The sequence below is a fragment of the Streptomyces cinerochromogenes genome, assembly GCF_014648635.1.
Lineage (GTDB): Bacteria > Actinomycetota > Actinomycetes > Streptomycetales > Streptomycetaceae > Streptomyces > Streptomyces cinerochromogenes.
In genome coordinates this window covers 246,651-265,495 of record NZ_BMRM01000005.1, presented here as the reverse complement: position 1 = coordinate 265,495, position 18,845 = coordinate 246,651, and the positions used below count along the sequence as shown (strand labels likewise).

The following is an 18,845-nucleotide window of genomic DNA, read 5'->3' as shown; positions in this document are numbered from 1 at the left end:
CCGGGTCTCAGTGAGTCTCCCCCGCCGGGGCCCGCCCGCCCGGCCGCGGCCGCTCGAACGCCCAGTAGACGAGCGCGGCCAGCGGGAGCACGGCTCCCAGTACGGTGAGCGCCGCCCAGCCTCCGGCGTGGTAGACCGACGAGCCCAGCTGGGAGCCGGCCGCGCCGCCGACGAAGAACATGGCGATGAAGGCGCTGTTGAGCCGGGCACGGGCGCCGGGGTCGAGCGCGTAGACGGTGTGCTGCCCCAGGATGAGGGTCGTCTGTACGGCCATGTCGATCAGGATCGCCGCCACGGCTATCAGGACGACGCTGTGCCCGCCCACGCCCGCGAGCACGAAGGACAGGGCGGCGACCACGAACGCGGCACCCGTCATGGGACGCGTGAGCCCCCGGTCGGCCCAGTGCCCGGCGAACGGCGCCACCGCGGCACCCGCCGCGCCCACGAGGGCGAAGACGCCGACACCGACCGGCGAGTAGTGGAAGCGGGGGCCGGTCAGGACGAAGGAGACCGTCGTCCAGAAGGCGCTGAACGCGGCGAACATCGCCGCCTGGTACAGCCCGCGGCGCAGCAGCACCGGGTGGGTGCGGACCAGCTGGACCGTGGAGCGCAGCACGTGGTGGTACGGCACGGAGGTGGTGGGGGCGTGGCGGGGGAGCGCGGCGCGCAGAGCCACCGTCAGCACGGCCATGAGGACGGCGGAGCCCAGGAAGACCACGCGCCAGCCCGCCACGTCGGACACCAGGCTGCTGAGCGTCCGGGAGAGCAGGATGCCGGTGAGGAGACCGCTCATCACCCGGCCCACGATCCGCCCCCTGGCGTGGTCCGGGGCGAGGCTCGCGGCGAACGGCACCAGGATCTGGGCCACCACCGAGGTGCCACCGCTGACCAGCGCGGCGGCCAGCAGCACGGGGAAGTTCGGGGCCAGGCCGGCCACCACGAGGGCGAGGGCCGTGACGGTCAGCAGGACCGAGACCAGACCGCGCTTCTCCAGCCGGTCACCGAGCGGGACCAGGAAGACCATGCCGAGGACGTAGCCGATCTGGGTGAGCGTGATCAGTGTGCCCGCGGTGGCCGTGCTGATCCGGAAGACCTCGCTGAGCGCCGACAGCAGCGGCTGCGCGTAGTAGAGGTTGGCGACCGTCATACCGGACGCGACGGCCAGCAGTGCCACCAGCCGGCCCGGGACGCCGTGCGCCTGCGGCGCGGAGCGGTCCGGACGGCGTACCGCACGTGAGGGGAACATGTGCACCTTCTTTCGTCACGCAGCCACAACGACCGGACCCCCGGCCGCCTTCCTCACCCGGTGCGATCGTTCGCGATGTCAGTCATCTCGCAGGGAGATGAGCGGCGGGACGCGGCCCGCGGCCGCCCCCGCCCTCAGGAGCAACCCTGGAGCCGCGTGACCGGTGCCCCTTGCCGCGCGGCGCACGGCGCGATGCCTCACCGCGCACGGCTCATGCCCCTGTGCGCAGCGAACGCCGGACGGCCTCCCCCACGCCCTGCGACCGGACCAGGCTGGGCGTCGTGGGCGCCACCGGCGGACGCCCGCCGCCGGACCCTCCCGGTTCGCGAACCACCGCAGCGACACAGGGGATCCCATGAACCCGATGCCCCCGCCCACCGCCACCGGCCGCGACGCCGGCCGAACGCCGTACCCGGACCTGACCCTGGCGAGCAGACGGGTCCCCGCGCACCTGCGGTCCTTCCTGCCGGCCCAGGCCCGTGCCGGCGCCCGCTTCACCGACCCGGCGCACGTCCGCACGCTCGGCCTGCTCCGGTTGAGCACCTACCGGGGAGCGGCCCGGTCCCTGGTCGCCTCCGCCGACGGCACCGGCGAGCCGCATCTCGTGCTGGGTGTCCACTCCTTCGGCAGGGCGACCCTCGTCCGCGGGGACGGCACCGTCTCCCGCGGCCCGGACGACCTCTTCGTCTGCGACGGAGCGGTCCCCTTCCTGCTGCACGAGGCGGCGCCCTTCGAAGTGCACCTCGTGAGCGTCCCGCGGCACGCCCTCGCCGCGACCGACCGCCAGGTGCGCACCCTCAGCGGCCGGACGGACTTCGCCGGCAGCCCGGTGGCGCCCCTGCTCGGCCCCTTCCTGCGGCAGTTCCTCGACACCCTGCCCGAGTACGCCCCGCGGACGGCCCTCCGCCTGGCCACGACGATCACCGGCTTCGTCGGTTCCCTCGCCGCGGAGGCCGCCCCGGAGCCCCGGCACCAGGAGCCGGGGTCCGAACCCGCCCGGGAGCGCCAGGAGTTGCTCGACCGGGTGCGCTCCTACGTCGACGCCCGGCTGGGGGACCGCACCCTGACGCCCGCCGCCGTCGCGAGGGCCCAGCACATCTCGGTCCGCTATCTGCACAAGCTCTTCGAGCAGCAGGGCAGCACCGTCGGCCGGTGGATCCGGCACCGCCGCCTGGAGGAGGCGCGGCGCGAGCTGGCCGCGCCCGGATCGGCCGGACTCACGGTGTCGTCGGTGGCCCGGCGCTGGGGCTTCGCCAACGCCACCCACTTCAGCCGCAGCTTCCGCGCGGCCTACGGCATGTCACCCCGCGAGTGGCGCAGCCGTACCCAGCCGTCCGGGGCGACCGGGAGCGGGGCGGGCTGACCGGTGCGAACTGTGCACGCTGCGGCAAGTATTCGTACGACGGCGGCCGCCGCATCCCGCGTGGCGCGGCCTAGGCTGGGCACCCGTACCGGTGGAGCCGCCTCCGGTACCGAGTGCCTGCCTGCCCGGCCGCGGGGGAGGGCCGGCGGCTCCTCCCGACGGCCCGCACCGCCACCCCGGCCCGACCCCCGCGCAGGAGTTCTGTTGTCCGACCACGTTCCGGCCCCTGGGACCGAGCCCGTCCTGGAGCGGCTCACCCGCGCCTTCGTCGAGACGTACGAACTGCCCGTGCCGTCGGACACGGACCCGGACACGGACCCGGACAGGGCTGCCGCCCGGGCGCGGATGGCACCCCTGTGGACCGGTGACGGCGGCGCCGAGCCGGACGTCGAGGAGGAGTGGCTGGCCCTGCCCGGCGGCGCGGGCGGCCGGATCCGGGTGCGCGTCCTGCGCCCCGCGGGCAGCGACGAGGACCTGCCGGTCGTGCTGTACCTGCACGGTCTCGGCTGGATGCTGACGGACGCGTACGCGCACCGGCAGCTGGTGACGGACCTCGTCCTCGGCGCGGACGCCGCCGTGGTCGTCCCCGAGTACGACACCCCGGACGACGTCCGCTATCCGGGTGCCGTCGAGCGGGCCCACACCGTGGCCCGGTGGATCGCCCGGCACGGCTCGGGCTGCCGGCTCGACGGGAGCAGGATGGCCGTCGTCGGCGCCAGCGCGGGCGCCCAGCAGGCCGCCGCGCTCGCCCTCCTGGCACGGTGGCGCGGCGGTCCCGTCCTCCGGCAGCAGGTGCTGCTCTGCCCGGTGACCGACGCGGCGATGGACACCCCGTCGTACGACGCGTTCGCCGACGGCTACTTCCTGACCCGGGACGCCATGCGGGACTACTGGCACCGGTACGCACCGGACCCCCTGCTCCGTACGCAGGAGGCCGTCTCCCCGCTGCGCGCGCCCACCCCCCGGCTGCGGGGGCTGCCGCCGGCGCTCGTCGTCACCGCGGAGGCGGACGTGGTCCGTGACGAGGGCGAGGCGTACGCCGCGCGCCTGCGGGAGGCGGACGTCCCCGTCATCTCGCTGCGCTACCACGGGACGATCCACGGATTCGTCCTGTTCGACGGGCTCCGCGGCACGGACGCGTCGAGGGCGGCACGCATCCAGGTGACGGACACGCTGCACACCGCCCTGCACGCCGTCTGACCGGGCCCCTCCCGGCGGCCAGCCGCGTCCGCGGCGGTCACCCGGCCGTGCCCGCCGCCTCCGTGCGCCGGTGCCGCCGCCACTCGCTCGGTGCCACCCCGTACGCCGCCCGGAAGCGACGGCTGAAGTGGCTCGGGCTGCCGAACCCGCAGCGGGCCGCGACCGCCGCCACCGTCAGACGGTCGTACCGGGCGGACGCCAGCATCTCGCGTGCCCTGCCGAGGCGTTCCGTGATGAGCCACTGCTCCAGGCTGAGCCCCGCCTCGCTGAACAGCACGTAGAGCCGGCGTACGGAGACGGCGTGCTCGGCCGCGATCCGCTCCGGCGTCAGGGAACGATCGGCGAGGTGGCGCCGGGCGTGGGCCATGATCCGGGTGAGCAGGGTGTCGTCCAGGACGGACCGGACCGCCGGGGACTCCTCGGCGTGTGCGGCCGAGAGCAGCAGCGCGCGCACCAACTCGGTGGTCGCGGACGCCAGGTGCGGTGCCCCCGGGTCGCCCTCCAGGCGGTCCGGGTCGCGCCACACCTCGCGCAGATGGTGCAGGACCAGCTCGTGCAGGGGACTGGCGCGCAGCCGCGGGGCCGCCCGCACCACCACGTCCACCGGTACGCCGAGCCGGCGCACGTCGAACAGCACGGACCGGGACCCCCCGTCGCCGGACCAGCCGTACACGCGCGGCGACAGCTCGTGGAAGACGCAGATGTCGTCGAGGCCCAACAGCCGCCGCTCACCGGCGACCTCGGCCCGGTGCACCCCCTCGGTCTGCAGCGAGACGGAGACCACGGGGCTGCTCCGGTGGTGGCGTACGTGCCGTTCCGTCCGCCGCACCTCGAAGCCGGAGTTGCGGGTGGCGAACAGGTGCAGTCCGCCCACCCGCCACATCTCCATGCGGGCGTGGATGCCGGAGGCGGGCTCCTCGTGGACCACGTCGTTGGGCACCGAGGAGTCCGTCAGCGCGTGGTGGAACGCGTCCACCCGGTCCCGCGGCGCCACGGTGGCGAGATCGAGCAACAGCACACTACCCCCCCCGGGTTCCCGTACTCGGCCGTCGTGATCCGACGATAGGACGGGCCGAGACGGCCGGGGGCCGGTGAGCGCGGACAGGCCACAGCCGGTGCACAGACAGTCAATCCCCCTGCTCCCGCCGGTCCTAGCGTCTCGCTTGTGCCGGCGGCAGCGCCCTCGGCACGGTGCCCGGTGCCGGTCCGAGGAGAACCCCGGACGGGAGCGACCGTCACGGCGGGCCGCGCACCGCGCACCGACCGGCCGGGCCGGACCGTCCTCCGGCCCGGCCACCCACCCCGCGCCCGACCCGGCCGCACCCGGGCGGCGGCCGACCCGTCCCCATCCACGAGGGAGTTCCCCCATGTCCCGTTCCGACCGCCCGACCGTCGTCCTGGTCCACGGAGCCTTCGCCGACGCCTCCAGCTACGCGGAGGTCATTCCCCGGCTGATCGCCCGCGGCCTGGACGTCATCGCCCCGGCCGTGCCCAACCGCAGCCTGCTCGGGGACGCCGCCTACGTCGCCGAGATCGTCCGTCAAACACCCGGACCCGTCGTCCTGGTGGGCCACTCCTACGGCGGCGCCGTCATCACCGTCGCCGGCACCGAGGACAACGTCACCGCGCTGGTCTACCTGGCCGGTTACGCCCTGGAGGAGGGCGAGAGCCTCGGCGAGCTGCAGGGCCGCTTCCCCGACTCCGACCTGGCCGACGCCCTCGTCTACACCCCCTACCCGGTCGAGGGGTCGGACCGGCCCGGAACCGACGTGTCGGTCCGGCCGGACAGGTTCCCGGCCGTCTTCGCCGCCGACGTCGACCCCCGCCTCGCCTCCGTCCTCGCCGTGTCCCAGCGCCCCCTGGCCGCACAGGCCTTCACCGAGGCGGCCCCGGCCGCGGCCTGGAAGACCAAGCCCTCCTGGGGCCTGGTCGCCTCCGCCGACCACACCATCAACCCCGACGTGGAGCGCTACGGCTACCGGCGGGCCGGCATGACCACCGTCGAGGTGGACTCCTCCCACCTGGTCATGCTCGCCCACCCCGAGCGGGTCGTCCGCCTGATCGAGGAAGCCGTCCGGGCCACCTCCCGCTGACCGAGGCCGCCTCCGGCACCCCCCGACCCGCAACCCCTGAAGAGAGCGAACGATGAACCCACCGATCTCACGCCGCACCGTGACCGCGTCCCTGCTGGCCGGCGCCGCCGCCCTGGGCACCGCCGGCGCCGCGCAGGCCCTGCCCGCCGCCGGCCGCCCGGCCACCGGGCACGGCCGCCCGGACGCCCCCACCGTCGTCCTCGTCCACGGCGCCTTCGCCGACGGCTCCAGCTGGCGCGGTGTCGTCCAGCGGCTGCTGCGGCAGGGCCACCGGGTGCTCGTACCCGCCCTGCCGCTGCGCGGACTGGCGAGCGACGCCGCCTACATCCGCAGCGTCCTGGAGAGCGTGAGCGGGCCGGTCGTCCTGGTGGGCCACTCCTACGGCGGCGCCGTCATCAGCCAGGCCGCGGCCGGCCTCCCGCAGGTCCGGGCGCTCGTCTACATCGCCGCGTTCGTCCCCGAGATCGGGGAGAGCGCGCTCCAGCTCACCGACAGGTTCCCGGGCAGCACCCTGGGGCAGGCCACCGTCACCCAGTACTACCCGCTGCCCGGCGGAGGCCGGGGCGAGGAACTGGTCATCAGGAAGGACCTGTTCCGCAACCAGTTCGCCGCCGGTGTCCCCGTGCCCACCGCCCAGGTCATGGCCGCGGGCCAGCGCCCGATCACCCTGGCCGCGCTCCAGGAACCGGCCACCGCGGCCGCGTGGAAGAAGATCCCCAGCTGGTACCTCGTGGCCACCGAGGACCGCAACATCCCGCCGGCCGCCGAGCGGTGGATGGCCGAGCGTGCCCACGCCCGCACCGTCTCCGTGCGCGCCCCGCACGCGGTGTCCGTGAGCGACCCCGGCCCGGTGACCGACCTGATCCTGCGCGCGGTCCGGTCCGTCCGCTCGGGCGACTGAGCGGGTGCGCGGTCCGCTCGGGCCGCTGATCCTGCGCGCGGTCCGGTCGGGTGACTGAGCGGGCGCGCCGGCCGGTCCGTCCGTTCCGGCCGTTGAGCGGGCGCGCCGTCCGTCCTCGCCACGGCCGGGCCGCAGCGCCATGGGGCCTCCGGCCCGGCCGGGGCCGGCTTCCCGGGCGTGGCGTGCGTCGACGCGGCGGGCGCCGCCGCGTCGCCCCGGACCCCGCCCGACCACCGACGATCACGACAGGAGACAGCGTGTCCCGCACCCGCCTGCGCGGCTTCTCCCGCTCCGACACGACCCGCGCCGAAGCCTTCAGCGACGGCGTGCTGGCCATCGCCGTCACACTGCTGGCCCTCGGGCTGGCCGACCCCCCGCACCGGCCGGGCGGCCTCGGCCGCGCCCTGCTGGCCCAGTGGCCCTCCTACCTGGGCTATCTCGCCTCGTTCGGCTACGTCTCGGTGATCTGGCTCAATCACCACCAGGCCTTCGTACGGGTCCGGGTCATGGACCGCGGGCTGCACGCCGCCAATCTGCTGCTGCTGTTCACCACGGCGGCGCTCTCGTTCCCCACCGCGGTGCTCGCGGACGCGCTCCAGGCCGACCCCTCGGGCTCCGACGCGCGGGTCGCCGTCGCCCTCTACGCCGGGCTCGCCGCGGCGATGTGCCTGAGCTGGGTGGCCTTCTACCACCAGCTCGCCCGCCGGCCCGAGCTGCTGACCCCGGACGTGGAGCAGGCGTACGTACGGCACGGGCGCGTGCGCTCCTGGGCCGGGGCGCTCGCGTACGGGGCGGCCGGGCTCCTCGGCGCGGTCGTCGCACCGCTGTCCGCCGTGGCGGTCTTCGTCGTGCTCCCGGTCTTCTACTTCCTCACCAGCGAGGGCCTGCCCGATGGGCGCCGGCCGGAACGTCCCGTATCCTAGGTAGACCGACCTACCTAGTTTCGGCTGCGGCGAGGAGGCCCGGATGAGTGCGACGGAGAGCGGACGGCGGCGTCCGGCGCGGGAGCGGCTGCTGGCAGCGGCGGCCCGGCGCTTCTACGCCGACGGCGTGGCGGCGACCGGTATCGACACGATCACCGCGGACGCCGGCGTGGCCAAGATGAGCCTCTACAACAACTTCTCCTCCAAGGCCGAGCTGGTCAGGGCCTACCTGGAGGCCCGGCACGAGGAATGGCTCGGGCTGTACCGGGCCCGGCTGGAGAAGGCCCGGGGCCCGCGCGAGGGCGTCCTCGCCGTCTTCGACGCCTACGCCGACCACGCGGCGTTCGCCTACGAGCACGGCTTCCGCGGCTGCGGCCTGCTCAACGCGGCCGCCGAGCTTCCGGCCGGGGACGAGGGCCGGGCGGTGGTCCGCGCCCACAAGGAGGAGGTCGAGCGGCTGATCGCGGGCCACCTGCGGGAACTGCTGCCCGGGCGCCCGGACGAGGTGCCCGCGCTGGCCGAACACCTCGCGTTCCTCCTGGAGGGTGCGATGGCCCGGGCCGGACTGGAGGGCGACGGCGACCGCGTGCGGCACGCCCGCTCCCTGGCGGCCGGCCTGCTGGACCGGCTGTGAGGCGGCCCGCCGGCACCGGCGCCCTGTGCGTGCTGGTCGCCTCCGTCCTGTGGGGGACGACGGGCACGGCCGCCACCTTCGCCCCGGACGCGGGGCCGCTCGCCGTCGGGGCGGTCGCCATGGGCCTCGGCGGACTGCTCCAGGCCCTCGTCGCCGCCCCGCAGATCGCCCGCCACGCGGGCCGCCTGCGCGAGCAGCGCGGCACGGTGCTGCTCGGCGCGGCCTCGGTGGCGGTCTACCCGCTGGCGTTCTACAGCTCCATGCGCCTGGCCGGGGTCGCCGTGGGCACCGTGGTGTCGATCGGTACGGCACCGCTCGCCTCGGTGCTGATCGAACGCGTCCTGGACCGCCGCCGGCTCACCCGCCGCTGGACGGCCGCGGCCGCCCTCGGTCTGCTCGGCACCGTGCTGCTGTGCGTCGCCGAAGCCGCCCGTGCCGCCGGCCGCACCGGCCGGGCGCCCGTGGCCGGCACGCTGGCCGGCGTGGGCCTCGGTCTGCTCGCCGCCGCGACCTACGCCCTCTACTCGTGGGCCGCGCACCGGCTCATCACCCGCCGGCTGCCCTCCCGTGCGGCGATGGGCACGGTCTTCGGGCTCGGCGGGCTGTTCCTGCTGCCCGTCCTGCTGGCCACCGGCGCACCGCTGGTCGCCTCGTGGTCCGCCGCGGCCGTCGGCACCTATATGGCGCTCGTCCCCATGTTCGCCGGTTACGTCCTGTTCGGCTGGGGGCTGGCACGCGTACCGGCGAGCACCGCGACCACGCTGTCCCTGCTCGAACCGGCCGTCGCGGCGGTCCTCGCCGTCCTCGTCGTCGGCGAACGCCTCCCCGCCGCGGGCTGGGCCGGTATCGCGCTCGTCATCGCCTGCCTCGTCGTGCTCACCACCCCCTCGCCCGCCCTCCGTCGCCGCGGGCCGGGGCCCGGGAGCCGGGTGCGGCCCGGGGCCCGGCAGGGCAGTGCACCGCCGGCGGCGAGGGACCGCACGTGAACGCTCAGACGGTGACCCGGGGCTGCGCCGGGTCGAGGTGGTGCACGGCGGTCTGCGCGGCGTGCGGGGCGAGCAGGCTCTGGAGTTCCTCCGCCGCGACCTTCAGGAGCCCGCCGTCGCGGTCGGCACGGAGGGTTTCGAGGAGGAAGGCGACGCGGGTGGAGTCCTCCGTGACGCGGGTCCGGTGGGCGTCGCGGTGGTTCCAGTGGCGGGTCAGCACGCCGGTGGTGTCCGCGTAGACGATCTCGCCCGGCCTGGGGTGCTCGACGGTGCCGGGTTCGCCGAGCGGGGTGAAGGACTCGGTGCCGTCCGCGTGCCGGATGTCGACGTCGCCGGTGACCCGGTCGAGGTCGAAGGCGCCGGCGGGCAGCCCGTGCCGTACGGAGACGGAGTTGTAGGAGTCGACGGCCGGGTTGATGCGGGGCAGGCTCCGCTTCTTCGCCATACGGCGGCCCAGGGCGTCGACGCTGGGCCGGACGCGGCGGGGGTTGGTGCCGAAGGAGCGGTAGGCGGCGTGCCAGGCCTCGATGCGGGGGTCGCTCTCGTCGGCGGGCCGCCAGCTGCCGTCGGCGAGCCGCTGCTCCAGCTCCTCCAGCGCGGCCTCGGTGTGCGGCCAGGGTTCGCGGCCGCGCAGGCCGGTGGCGGTGACGAGGGCGATGAGGGTGCCGGGGAAGGCGTCCGTGACGGCGGGAGCGATGCGGAAGGCGGGCATGGGCGGTGTTCCGTTTCCTGGCGGGTGGGCGGACGTGCGGGGCGGGGCGGCGAGGCTCGGGGTTCCGGACCGTGCGGGACCGCCGGTCAGGTGAGGGCGAGGAGACTGACGGCGACCGCGGCCGTACCCAGGCCGACGAGCTGGCCGCGGTGGATGCGTTCGGCGAGCACGCCGCGGGCCAGCAGGACCGTGCCGGCCGGGTAGAGGGCGGTGACCACGGCCACGATCGTGAGGTCCCCGCTCCGGGCGGCCAGCAGGAACAGCAGGTTCGCCACCGAGTCCAGCACGCCCGCCGTGGCGGACATCGCGTACGCCGGCCGCTCGGAGCCGAGCCTGCGGCGCAGCAGCCCGGCCGCGGCCAGGGTGACGGCGGAGGAGACCGCACGGCCGGTGATCAACGGGGCCACGCCGCTGTCGGACGGGGCCTGGTGCAGGCAGACCAGCTGGAGCGCGATGGCGGCGCCCGCGCCGAGCGCCAGCAGCAGCGCCGTACCCGAGGGGCGCGCCGCGCCGGCCCCGTGTCCGGCGCTGACCAGCACCACCGCCACCAGCGCCAGCGGCAGGCCGGCCAGCCCGGCGGTAGTCAGGTGCTCGCCCTGGAGCAGTCCGACCCCGACCGGCAGTGCGGCGGAGACCAGCGCGGTCACGGGCGACAGCACGTTCATCGGGCCGATCGCCAGCGTGCGGTAGAGCAGGGCGAACGCGGCGGCCGAGGCGACCCCGGAGGCCGCGCCCCAGGCCAGGGTGGAGGTGTCGAACGAGGCGCCGAGGAACGGCCACAGCAGCAGCTCGACCATGAGCGAGGCCGGAGCCGCGACCATCACCGTCCGCAGCACATGGGCCTTGCGGGCGCCGAGGCCGCCGAGGAAGTCGGCGCATCCGTAGGCGAGGGAGCTGCCCAGAGCCAGCAGCAGAGCGATCACGGTACATCCCTTACAATCAATGGAACGACCGAACCGTACAACGAAACGACCGTCGCGTGTCAACCGAACGACCGCCCGGTGCATTGTGATGGTCCCCTCGCGAGGAAGTGATCGGATGGCCGAGACGGCCGCAGCCCTCCAGGCGCTCGCGCGCAACGTGAGGGCGGCCCGCACCCGCGCCGGTCTGTCCCTGGACGAACTCGGCCGGCGCGCCCAGGTCAGCAAGGGCGCCCTCGTCGGCCTGGAGAAGGCCCAGGGCAACCCCAACTTCGCCACCCTCGTCCGGCTGGCCGACACCCTCGGCGTCTCGGTGTCCGCGCTGCTGGAGGGCCCGGCCGAGGGCCGCGTCCGCGTCGTCTCCGCCGAGGCGGTGGCACCCCTGTGGACCGGGGCGCGGGGCAGCGAGGCCCGGCTCATGCTGACGACGTCGGGCCCGGCCCCGGTCGAGGTCTGGTGCTGGCGGCTGGAACCGGGGGAGGAGTACCCCAGCCACCCCCATCAGTCCGGGGTCGTGGAGACCGTCAGCGTCACCGCCGGCCGGATGACGCTGGTCGTCGACGGCACCGAACACACCGTGGAAGCCGGCCAGACCGCCACCTTCGACGCCGACGCCCCGCACACCTACCGCGGCACCGGCACCGAGAGCTGCCACCTGGTCATGACGGTCCACCTGCCGCCCGGCGCGACAGGGTGAGGGCGTCGGTCACGGCGCGGAGGAGGCGGAACCCGCGGAGGAGGCGGAATCCGCGCAGGGGGCGGAACCCGCGGAGCGAGCAGGACCCACGGCGGCCGGGCACCGCGAGCCGCCCGGCCGCGCGCGGCGACCGGGTGGTGCGGGGTGCTCTCGTTCAGCCCTCCGGGTCGAGGACCACCGGCAGTTCCGCGAGGCCGCGGAAGGCCGGGAACGGCACCTCCAGCCACCGGGGACCCTCGGCGGGGCGGGCCAGGGCCATCCGGGGGAACCGGTCGAACAGACGGGTGAGCGCCAGCTGCGTCTCCAGCCGGGCCAGCGGGGCGCCCAGGCAGTAGTGGCTGCCGTGCCCGAAGCCGAGGTGGGCGTCCTGCGCGTTGCCCGGCCGCGTCACGTTCAGCTCGTCCGGTGAGTCGAACTTCTGCGGATCGCGGTTGGCCGAGCTGATCGCGATCTGCACCAGGGCGCCCTTGGGGATCAGCGTCCCGCTGTACTCCACGTCCTCGGTCGCGTAGCGGAACGTCGCGCTCTCCACCGAGCCGTCGTAGCGCACGAGTTCCTCGACCGCGGCCCGGGTCAGGTCCGGGTCCTCCCGCACGGCGCGGAGCTGCTCGGGGTGGGAGAGCAGGTGGTGGACGGCGTTGCCGATGAGGTAGGCGGTCGTCTTGTGACCGGCGAACATCAGCAGGAACGCGGTGGAGACCAGCTCGCTCTCGGTGAGCGCGTCGTCGTTGTCCCGGACCGCGATCAGCGCGCTCAGCAGATCGTCACCCGGGCGCTCCCGCTTGGCGTCGATGAGTGCGGTGAAGTACGCGTGCAGGGCCTCCTCCGCCTGCTGTTGCGCACGCTTGGCCTCCTCGCCGAAACCGGTCTGCGCCACCGTGGTGGACAGCTGCTGCATCCGTGTCCGGTCCTCGGCCGGCACGCCGAGCAGATCGCAGATCACGGCGATCGGGAGCGGGAACGCGAACGCGGGCAGCAGGTCGAAGGGTTCCCGGGCCGGGCACGCGTCCAGCAGGTTCCGGACGATGTCCTCGATCCGCGGCCGCAGCGCCTCCACGCGCCGCGGCGTGAACGCGGAGTTGACCATCCGGCGCAGCCGGGTGTGCTTCGGCGCGTCCGAGTTGAGCATGTTGTCGTCCAGCGCGACGGACGAGTCGCCGAAGATCCTCCGGTACGCGTCCATCGCCCCGTACATGTCCTTGCTCAGCCGCGGATCCGCCAGGGCGGCCCGCGCGTCGTCGTACCGGGTGATGAGGTACGTCTCGTTGCCGTGCGGCGGTCTCATGGGGCAGACCGGCGCCGCCGTGCGCAGATGGGCGTAGAACGCGTGCGGATCCCGCCGGAACTCCGGGGTGCACCGCTCGGCCGCGGCGACGGCCTCGTGCGTGGTGGTCACGGACGACTCCTGAGGTCGAAGAGGGCTTGTGCGTTGCCGCCGAGGATGAGCTGCTGGGAGGCCGCGTCGACCGGGAGCTTCTCGACCATGTGGACGAAGTCCTCCAGCGGCGCCGCCATCGGCGGAGAGTCGGTGCCGAACAACATCCGCTCCGGCCCCAGCACTTCGGCGTTCAGACTCAGGTGCGCCGGGCTGAACGGGCTCGTGTCGACGTACATGCGCCGCAGCGCCGCGGCCGGGTCGGCGGACGGCCGCACCCCCTCTTCGTCGGGGGCCTCGGCGGCCCCCGGTGAAGCGGCGCCCGGCCCGGGCCGGCCGGAGGGCGGCGCGCCCCCGGCCCAGTGCCGGGGGCGCGCCGCCGTCTGCAGGCGCTCCGGCAGCAGCGCCATCGCGCCGCCGCCGGTCGCGCCGATCAGCCGCAGACCGGGGTACTTGTCCAGCCATCCCGCGAAGGCGATCATGGCCATGCCCAGGGTGACATCGCCGAAGCGCCCGATCTGCTCCACGAAGCCGGTCCGGTCCACCCGCTCCGTGCCCACCGGTTCGGCCGGGGCGTGCACCAGGACCGGCACCCCCGCCTCCGCGGCGAGCGCGAAGAAGGAGTCCGCGCGCTGCGAGCCGAGCAGCTCCCCGTGCACGCTCGACGTGGTGATCAGACCGACGAAGGCGGGGTCCTCCAGGGTCTCCCGCACCCCTTCGAGGTGATCGTCGTCGCCGAACGGGTTGGCGTACACGTAACCGCGCAACTGGTCCGGGAACCTGCGGATCAGCCCCGACATCCAGGCGTGGAAACCGCGCAGCCGGTCGCGCGGCTGGGCGTAGTTGTCCACGCCCGGCACGCGCGCCATCGCGCCCGCCCCGACGGGGCTGCCGATGATGGTGAGGTCGATCCCGGCCTCGGCGCGCGCGGCGAGCATGCCGTCCACGTCGGTCAGGCTCGGCGGCATGGGGAAACGTTTCGCCGCCTCTGGTGGGGACAGATGCCCGTGGATGTCGATGATCACGTGTCGGTTCCCGGTTTCGGTGCGAGGGCGCGGGTGACCGCGGCACAGTCCTGGTCGCCCAGTCCCTGCTCGGTGGCACGGACGTGGGTCTCCGCCGCGGCGTTCGCCAGCGGCAGGGTCAGGCCGACGGCTGCCGCCTGCTTGGAAGCGAGCATGAGGTCTTTCGCCATCAGCCGCAGCCGGAAGTCCGGCTCGTCGAACCGGCCGGAGGCCAGCCGCCGGGACTTGAACGCCATCACCGGCGAGGCGAATCCGCTGCCCGCGATGGTCCTCAGGACCAGCTGCCGGTCGAGGCCGCAGGCGTCCGCCAGTTCGGTGGCCTCGGCCAGCGCCTGCACCTCTATGCCCATCAGCAGGTTGAGGAGCAGTTTCATCCGCATGCCGGAACCGAGTGCGCCCAGATGGACCACTTCCTTGCCCAGCGTCTCCAGCAGCGGGCGGGCGGTGTCGAACGCCCGCTGCTCGCCGCCGGCGAAGAGCCGCAGCTCCCCGTCGCGCGCGTGGTCGCGGTTGCCGAGCATGCCGACGTCCAGGACCGCGGGGAACTCGCCGGCGATCTGGACGACCTCCTCGGGGGCGACGGTGCTCGCGCAGACGAGGACGCCCGGGTACGGGCCCTCGGCCAGTACGCCGCCCGGTCCGTGCAGCACGGCGCCGAGGGCCTGTCCGTCGGCCACCACGCAGAGGGCGGCGCTCGTGCCCGCGACGGCGTCGGCGGGGTTGGCGGCCACGTGGGCGCCCGCCCGGGCGAGCGGCGCGGCGCGCTCCGGGGTACGGTTCCAGACCCGGACCTGTACCCCCTGGTCGAGGAGGCGACCGGCCAGTCCGGCGCCCATCGTGCCCAGGCCGAGTACGGCGACGGGGCCGTGCACGGGGGGCGTCATGAGGCGACTCCCTTGGTCTCCTTGACGATGCGGAACCGCATCGACTGCCGCTGGTCGACCCACTCGCGCAGCGGAGCCACCAGTTCCTGGTGCTCGGCGCTCTGCTGCCAGGCGAAGAAGTCCTCCGCCGACCGCCATTCACTGGTGATCACCCACTGGCGGGAGTCGTCCACGGGCTCACCGAGCCGTTCGACGATGTGACCGGGGGTGCCGGCCACGGACTTCCGCAGGTGCTCGTACAGGTCGAGGAAGCCCTGCTCGCCGCCCTCGATCACGCGGACCGCGAAGACGACGTTCAGCTTCTCGGCCGTCAGGCCCTTGTCGTTGGTGCCCACTGTCTCCTCCTGTGGTGAGAGCCGGAAGACACGACACCAACGGACTCATGTCCCTCGTACGGCCGCAACTCCGAACGGGGGACGACCCCGGGGACGACCCAGTGGGGACAAGGGCTGCACGGTCCGTCATTAGGCGTTTCGGGTGACTGCTCCGCATCCCTCGTGCGAGTGATCCGCGTCCGCACCGGGTCTCGGAGGCGGACGAGGGGTCCTAGGACCAAGGGCTGATCGGCAGTCAGAGATTCTTGCTGTTAACGTGCAGCTGCAAGTCATTCGCAATAATGTCGGAGGACGTTGGACATGGCGCTGTACACGCTCCCGGAGCTCCCGTACGACTACTCGGCGCTCGCCCCGGTCATCAGCCCGGAGATCATCGAGCTGCACCACGACAAGCACCACGCTGCCTATGTGAAGGGCGCGAACGACACCCTCGAGCAGCTCGCCGAGGCGCGGGAGAAGGAGGCGTGGGGCTCGGTCAACGGACTGGAGAAGAACCTGGCCTTCCACCTCTCCGGGCACATCCTGCACTCGATCTACTGGCAGAACATGACCGGCCCGAAGGACGGAGGCGGTGAGCCCCTCGCCGCCGACGGCGTGGGCGAGCTGGCCGAGGCGATCAAGGAGTCCTTCGGCTCCTTCGCCGCCTTCAAGACCCAGCTGTCCAAGGCCGCCGCCACCACCCAGGGTTCGGGCTGGGGCGTTCTCGCCCACGAGCCGCTGAGCGGGCGCCTGATCGTGGAGCAGGTCTACGACCACCAGGGCAACGTCGGCCAGGGCTCCACCCCGATCCTGGTCTTCGACGCCTGGGAGCACGCCTTCTACCTCCAGTACCGCAACCAGAAGGTGGACTTCATCGAGGCGATGTGGCAGGTCGTCAACTGGCAGGACGTCGCCCGCCGTTACGAGGCCGCCAGGTCCCGCGCGAACGTGCTGCTGCTCGCGCCGTGACGCCGTAGTCCCTCCGCACGGTGGGGGCCGGGGTCCGGCGGCCGGGGTGTCACCGTGGATGACATGATGACCACGACGCGAGGAGACGGCGGGCGGATCTCCGGGACCTCCCGGAACCCCCGCCCCTCCGGGGAGGGATGGACGGGCGTGCCCGAGAGGCCGACGAAAGAGACATCGGGCGGACCGGTGCCCTGCCGGGTCGTCGTGTGCCGGGACTGCTGCTGCGGCAGCCCCAAGGTCACCGGCGACCACGCGGCGCAGACCGCGCGGCTGCGCGCGGAGGTGCCCGTGCGCATCTCCGACTGCCTCGACGTGTGCGACCAGGCCAACGTCATCGTCGTACAGCCCTCCACGACCGGCCGGGCCGCCGGCGCGCGGCCCGTCTGGCTGGGGCTCGTCAACGACCCCGACGCGACCGAGGACATCGTCGCCTGGGTGCGCGCCGGCGGCCCGGGCGTGGCGCCGCAGCCGGACATCCTCGACCTGTACGCCTTCACGCCCCCGCGCCGGCGCGCCGAGCCCTGAGCCCCGTCGGGCACACCTTCCCCGGCGGGCTCCGCGCCCGGCGGGAGAGGAAGATCACCCGGCCCGAGGCGGTCTTGGCCGGACGCCGGTCGCGCGGTACGGTCTCTGCGATATCGACGACGGCACGACGGAAGCCGGTGGGAATCCGGCACGGTCGCGCCACTGTATGCGGAACCCGCTCGGGAGTTCGTGAGTCAGACCCGTGGCCGTCGTCCTGTGCACCACCGAGATGGGACGCGAACTCCCAGAGGAGGTTCTGCCATGGCGCAGACCGTCGCCCGGCCGACAGCCACCACCCCCGCCGTCCCCGCCAAGCTGCCGCTGAAGGCGGTTGCTCCCTGGGCGGTCTTCTTCGGCATCCTCATGCTGGTCCTGCTCTACTTCGTCGGCGCCGAGCAGGGCGCCACCTCCGTGTTCAACGGCACGGACGTCCACGAATGGGTGCACGACGCCCGCCATCTGCTCGGCTTCCCCTGCCACTGACGCGAGGGGACTCCGCCCGTCCATGAACTCCGCAACCGTACGGAACCTTCTCGTACGGGGCATGCTCGCCGGCCTCGCGGCCGGCGTGCTCGCCCTGATCGCGGCCTACTTCCTCGGTGAACCGCACGTCGACAAGGCGATCGGCTTCGAGGACGCCCACGCCCACGAGCACGAGGTGGAAGTCGTCTCGCGCTCCCTGCAGTCCACCGCGGGCCTCGCCACCGGTGTCCTCGTCTACGGGGTCGCCTTCGGCGGCATCGCCGCACTCGCCTTCTGCGTCGCGCTCGGCCGGGTCGGCCGTTTCGGCCCCCGCGCCACCGCGCTGCTGCTGTCGGGCTGCGCGCTGCTCACCGTGTACGTCGTGCCGTTCCTGAAGTACCCGGCCAACCCGCCGTCGGTCGGCGATCCCGACACCATCGGCGAGCGGACCACCCTGTACTTCCTGATGATGCTGCTCAGCGTCCTGCTGGCGATCGGCGCGACCCTTCTCGGCAAGCGCCTCGCGCCCGTCCTGGGCACCTGGTGGGCGACCGTGGCCGCGGTGGCCGCGTTCGCCGCCGTCGTCGGCCTCGCCTACGCGTTCCTGCCGGCCGTCAACGAGGTGCCGGGCGACTTCCCCGCCACCCTGCTGTGGCGCTTCCGCCTGTCCGCGCTGGCCGTCCAGACCGTCCTGTGGGGTGGATTCGGGCTCGCCTTCGGCGAGTTGGCCGAGCGGCTGCTGACCCCGAGGCCGGAGCCGGCCGCGAGGAGGCGAGCGGTTCCGGCCGCGCGCTGACTCCGTCCGGTCTTCAGCCGCCTCCCTCCGGACACCAGCCGCCTCCTTCCGATCGACAGAGGGCCCTTCGGAACCGTCCGGGGGCCCTCCGGCGTTCGAGAAGTGCGGTGCCGAGGTGGCCTGCATCGACGCGGCGTCTGGGGAGTGCCGTGTCGGGGCGGCCCGTCTGCGTTGCGCCGTGGCGGCGCTGCTCCGGCGGCACCGGAACCCGGCCTCCGGCGCCTAACCGGCCCCCGGCGCGGACAGCGGACGTCCGAGCCGCAGATTCCACCGCCCGGCCCGGCCGCTGAGTTCGGTCACGGTCAGCGGTGGCACGTCCAGGCGCCAGAAGGCCCCGGCGGACATGTCCAGCGCCGCCACGACCGCGGCCCGCACCACCTCCGCCTCGACCACGGCGAGCGTACGGCCCTTAACGGTCTGCGCGTCGGCGAGCCAGCGCGCGACCCGTCCGCACAGGTCCTCGACGGACTCGCCGCCGTGCGGTGCGCAGCCGGGGTCGGTGAGCCAGCGGCCGACCGCCTCGGGTTCGGCGGCCCCCACCTCGTCCAGGGTGCGGCCCCGCCAGCGGCCCACGTCGAGCCCCGCCAGCTCCGGTGCCGACGCACCGTCCAGGCCCAGGGCCGCGGCCGTCTCCGTACAGCGCGCGCTGGGGGAGACCAGCACACGGGCCGCCGCGGAGGGCAGCGACCCGGCCGCCGCACGGGCCCGCGCCGCGCCGCCCTCGTCGAGCGATCCGCCGTCGTCGAAGCGGGCCTGCCGCAGCGACGCGCTCAGGGCGGCCGACACGAACAGGACTCGGCTGGTCACGCGGCGCTCCTGT

Annotated in this window: 21 protein-coding genes and 1 riboswitch; of the genes, 12 read left to right on the top strand and 9 right to left on the bottom strand. The window is 74.2% G+C overall.

Features of this window, described 5'->3' with window-relative positions:
• Nucleotides 1-7 precede the first annotated feature (7 nt).
• A complete protein-coding gene (locus tag IEZ20_RS12375) occupies nt 8-1,246 on the bottom strand; it encodes an MFS transporter (protein WP_189297562.1) in 1,239 nt (412 codons plus the stop codon).
• A gap of 355 nt (nt 1,247-1,601) precedes the next feature.
• On the opposite strand from IEZ20_RS12375, the gene IEZ20_RS12370 reads away from it, so the two are divergent.
• Complete coding sequence (locus IEZ20_RS12370) at nt 1,602-2,609, top strand: helix-turn-helix transcriptional regulator (RefSeq protein ID WP_189297560.1); 1,008 nt, start codon at nt 1,602-1,604, stop codon at nt 2,607-2,609.
• Between the two features lie 204 nt (nt 2,610-2,813).
• Complete coding sequence (locus tag IEZ20_RS12365; RefSeq protein ID WP_189297558.1) at nt 2,814-3,809, top strand: alpha/beta hydrolase; 996 nt, start codon at nt 2,814-2,816, stop codon at nt 3,807-3,809.
• Nucleotides 3,810-3,846: 37 nt separating this feature from the next.
• Here the strand turns inward: IEZ20_RS12365 and IEZ20_RS12360 are convergent, their stop codons facing one another.
• On the bottom strand, nt 3,847-4,827 hold the full coding sequence (locus tag IEZ20_RS12360) for an AraC family transcriptional regulator (protein ID WP_189297556.1): 981 nt from the start codon (nt 4,825-4,827) through the stop codon (nt 3,847-3,849).
• Nucleotides 4,828-5,176: 349 nt separating this feature from the next.
• Here IEZ20_RS12360 and IEZ20_RS12355 point away from each other — a divergent pair, with 349 nt between their 5' ends.
• The 5 genes from IEZ20_RS12355 (at nt 5,177) to IEZ20_RS12335 (ending at nt 9,346) form a co-directional block, all read left to right on the top strand.
• Entirely contained in the window at nt 5,177-5,902 is a 726-nt protein-coding gene (locus tag IEZ20_RS12355; RefSeq protein WP_189297554.1) for an alpha/beta fold hydrolase, read from the top strand.
• 52 nt (nt 5,903-5,954) lie between these two features.
• Nucleotides 5,955-6,803, top strand: a complete 849-nt coding sequence (locus IEZ20_RS12350; RefSeq protein ID WP_189297552.1) for an alpha/beta fold hydrolase — start codon at nt 5,955-5,957, stop codon at nt 6,801-6,803.
• Between the two features lie 257 nt (nt 6,804-7,060).
• A complete protein-coding gene (locus tag IEZ20_RS12345) occupies nt 7,061-7,726 on the top strand; it encodes a TMEM175 family protein (protein ID WP_189297550.1) in 666 nt (221 codons plus the stop codon).
• 43 nt (nt 7,727-7,769) lie between these two features.
• Nucleotides 7,770-8,360 carry a TetR/AcrR family transcriptional regulator gene (locus IEZ20_RS12340; RefSeq protein ID WP_189297548.1) on the top strand — a complete coding sequence of 197 codons (591 nt, stop codon included), beginning with the start codon at nt 7,770-7,772 and terminating at the stop codon, nt 8,358-8,360.
• Nucleotides 8,357-9,346, top strand: a complete 990-nt coding sequence (locus IEZ20_RS12335; protein ID WP_268253043.1) for a DMT family transporter — start codon at nt 8,357-8,359, stop codon at nt 9,344-9,346. The genes IEZ20_RS12340 and IEZ20_RS12335 overlap by 4 nt, the downstream gene beginning before the upstream one ends.
• 4 nt (nt 9,347-9,350) lie before the next feature.
• Here IEZ20_RS12335 and IEZ20_RS12330 read toward each other — a convergent pair whose 3' ends face one another.
• Both IEZ20_RS12330 and IEZ20_RS12325 read right to left on the bottom strand, forming a co-directional pair.
• The gene (locus tag IEZ20_RS12330) at nt 9,351-10,058 is read right to left on the bottom strand and encodes a B3/B4 domain-containing protein (RefSeq protein WP_189297546.1); all 708 of its coding nucleotides are present in this window, start codon (nt 10,056-10,058) and stop codon (nt 9,351-9,353) included.
• Nucleotides 10,059-10,144: 86 nt separating this feature from the next.
• Complete coding sequence (locus IEZ20_RS12325) at nt 10,145-10,981, bottom strand: EamA family transporter (RefSeq protein WP_189297544.1); 837 nt, start codon at nt 10,979-10,981, stop codon at nt 10,145-10,147.
• Between the two features lie 115 nt (nt 10,982-11,096).
• Here IEZ20_RS12325 and IEZ20_RS12320 point away from each other — a divergent pair, with 115 nt between their 5' ends.
• Nucleotides 11,097-11,675 (top strand): helix-turn-helix domain-containing protein, encoded by a 579-nt coding sequence (locus tag IEZ20_RS12320; RefSeq protein ID WP_189297542.1) that lies wholly within the window; start codon nt 11,097-11,099, stop codon nt 11,673-11,675.
• Between the two features lie 154 nt (nt 11,676-11,829).
• Here IEZ20_RS12320 and IEZ20_RS12315 read toward each other — a convergent pair whose 3' ends face one another.
• The 4 genes from IEZ20_RS12315 to IEZ20_RS12300 are packed head-to-tail and all read right to left on the bottom strand — an operon-like array spanning nt 11,830 to nt 15,294.
• On the bottom strand, nt 11,830-13,071 hold the full coding sequence (locus tag IEZ20_RS12315) for a cytochrome P450 family protein (protein ID WP_189297540.1): 1,242 nt from the start codon (nt 13,069-13,071) through the stop codon (nt 11,830-11,832).
• Nucleotides 13,068-14,018, bottom strand: a complete 951-nt coding sequence (locus tag IEZ20_RS12310) for an amidohydrolase family protein (RefSeq protein ID WP_229896030.1) — start codon at nt 14,016-14,018, stop codon at nt 13,068-13,070. Before IEZ20_RS12310 ends, IEZ20_RS12315 begins: the two co-directional genes overlap by 4 nt.
• Before the next feature lie 53 nt (nt 14,019-14,071).
• A complete protein-coding gene (locus tag IEZ20_RS12305; RefSeq protein ID WP_189297536.1) occupies nt 14,072-14,959 on the bottom strand; it encodes an NAD(P)-dependent oxidoreductase in 888 nt (295 codons plus the stop codon).
• Nucleotides 14,956-15,294, bottom strand: coding sequence for an antibiotic biosynthesis monooxygenase family protein (locus IEZ20_RS12300; protein WP_189297534.1), 339 nt, complete (start codon nt 15,292-15,294; stop codon nt 14,956-14,958). Before IEZ20_RS12300 ends, IEZ20_RS12305 begins: the two co-directional genes overlap by 4 nt.
• A 300-nt stretch (nt 15,295-15,594) precedes the next feature.
• Between IEZ20_RS12300 and IEZ20_RS12295 the strand changes: the two genes are divergently transcribed.
• From IEZ20_RS12295 to IEZ20_RS12280, 4 genes are all read left to right on the top strand, one after another.
• Nucleotides 15,595-16,242: a superoxide dismutase gene (locus IEZ20_RS12295; RefSeq protein ID WP_189297532.1), complete on the top strand. Its 648-nt coding sequence runs from the start codon at nt 15,595-15,597 to the stop codon at nt 16,240-16,242.
• Nucleotides 16,243-16,389: 147 nt separating this feature from the next.
• Nucleotides 16,390-16,767 (top strand): (2Fe-2S) ferredoxin domain-containing protein, encoded by a 378-nt coding sequence (locus tag IEZ20_RS12290; RefSeq protein WP_189297531.1) that lies wholly within the window; start codon nt 16,390-16,392, stop codon nt 16,765-16,767.
• A gap of 69 nt (nt 16,768-16,836) precedes the next feature.
• Nucleotides 16,837-16,992: riboswitch (cobalamin riboswitch) on the top strand.
• Between the two features lie 36 nt (nt 16,993-17,028).
• Nucleotides 17,029-17,250 carry a CbtB domain-containing protein gene (locus tag IEZ20_RS12285; RefSeq protein WP_189297529.1) on the top strand — a complete coding sequence of 74 codons (222 nt, stop codon included), beginning with the start codon at nt 17,029-17,031 and terminating at the stop codon, nt 17,248-17,250.
• A 22-nt stretch (nt 17,251-17,272) separates the two neighbouring features.
• Nucleotides 17,273-18,025 (top strand): CbtA family protein, encoded by a 753-nt coding sequence (locus IEZ20_RS12280; RefSeq protein WP_189297527.1) that lies wholly within the window; start codon nt 17,273-17,275, stop codon nt 18,023-18,025.
• Between the two features lie 222 nt (nt 18,026-18,247).
• Here the strand turns inward: IEZ20_RS12280 and IEZ20_RS12275 are convergent, their stop codons facing one another.
• Entirely contained in the window at nt 18,248-18,832 is a 585-nt protein-coding gene (locus tag IEZ20_RS12275; protein WP_189297525.1) for a histidine phosphatase family protein, read from the bottom strand.
• Nucleotides 18,833-18,845 lie beyond the last annotated feature (13 nt).

Bases quoted from the DNA above. Each gene is read 5' to 3' on its own strand.
- IEZ20_RS12375 (WP_189297562.1), bottom strand. From the start codon at position 1,246: ATGTTCCCCTCACGTGCGGTACGCCGTCCGGACCGCTCCGCGCCGCAG.
- IEZ20_RS12370 (WP_189297560.1), top strand. From the start codon at position 1,602: ATGAACCCGATGCCCCCGCCCACCGCCACCGGCCGCGACGCCGGCCGA.
- IEZ20_RS12355 (WP_189297554.1), top strand. From the start codon at position 5,177: ATGTCCCGTTCCGACCGCCCGACCGTCGTCCTGGTCCACGGAGCCTTC.
- IEZ20_RS12350 (WP_189297552.1), top strand. From the start codon at position 5,955: ATGAACCCACCGATCTCACGCCGCACCGTGACCGCGTCCCTGCTGGCC.
- IEZ20_RS12340 (WP_189297548.1), top strand. From the start codon at position 7,770: ATGAGTGCGACGGAGAGCGGACGGCGGCGTCCGGCGCGGGAGCGGCTG.
- IEZ20_RS12330 (WP_189297546.1), bottom strand. From the start codon at position 10,058: ATGCCCGCCTTCCGCATCGCTCCCGCCGTCACGGACGCCTTCCCCGGC.
- IEZ20_RS12320 (WP_189297542.1), top strand. From the start codon at position 11,097: ATGGCCGAGACGGCCGCAGCCCTCCAGGCGCTCGCGCGCAACGTGAGG.
- IEZ20_RS12310 (WP_229896030.1), bottom strand. From the start codon at position 14,018: ATGCCGCCGAGCCTGACCGACGTGGACGGCATGCTCGCCGCGCGCGCC.
- IEZ20_RS12305 (WP_189297536.1), bottom strand. From the start codon at position 14,959: ATGACGCCCCCCGTGCACGGCCCCGTCGCCGTACTCGGCCTGGGCACG.
- IEZ20_RS12295 (WP_189297532.1), top strand. From the start codon at position 15,595: ATGGCGCTGTACACGCTCCCGGAGCTCCCGTACGACTACTCGGCGCTC.
- IEZ20_RS12285 (WP_189297529.1), top strand. From the start codon at position 17,029: ATGGCGCAGACCGTCGCCCGGCCGACAGCCACCACCCCCGCCGTCCCC.
- IEZ20_RS12280 (WP_189297527.1), top strand. From the start codon at position 17,273: ATGAACTCCGCAACCGTACGGAACCTTCTCGTACGGGGCATGCTCGCC.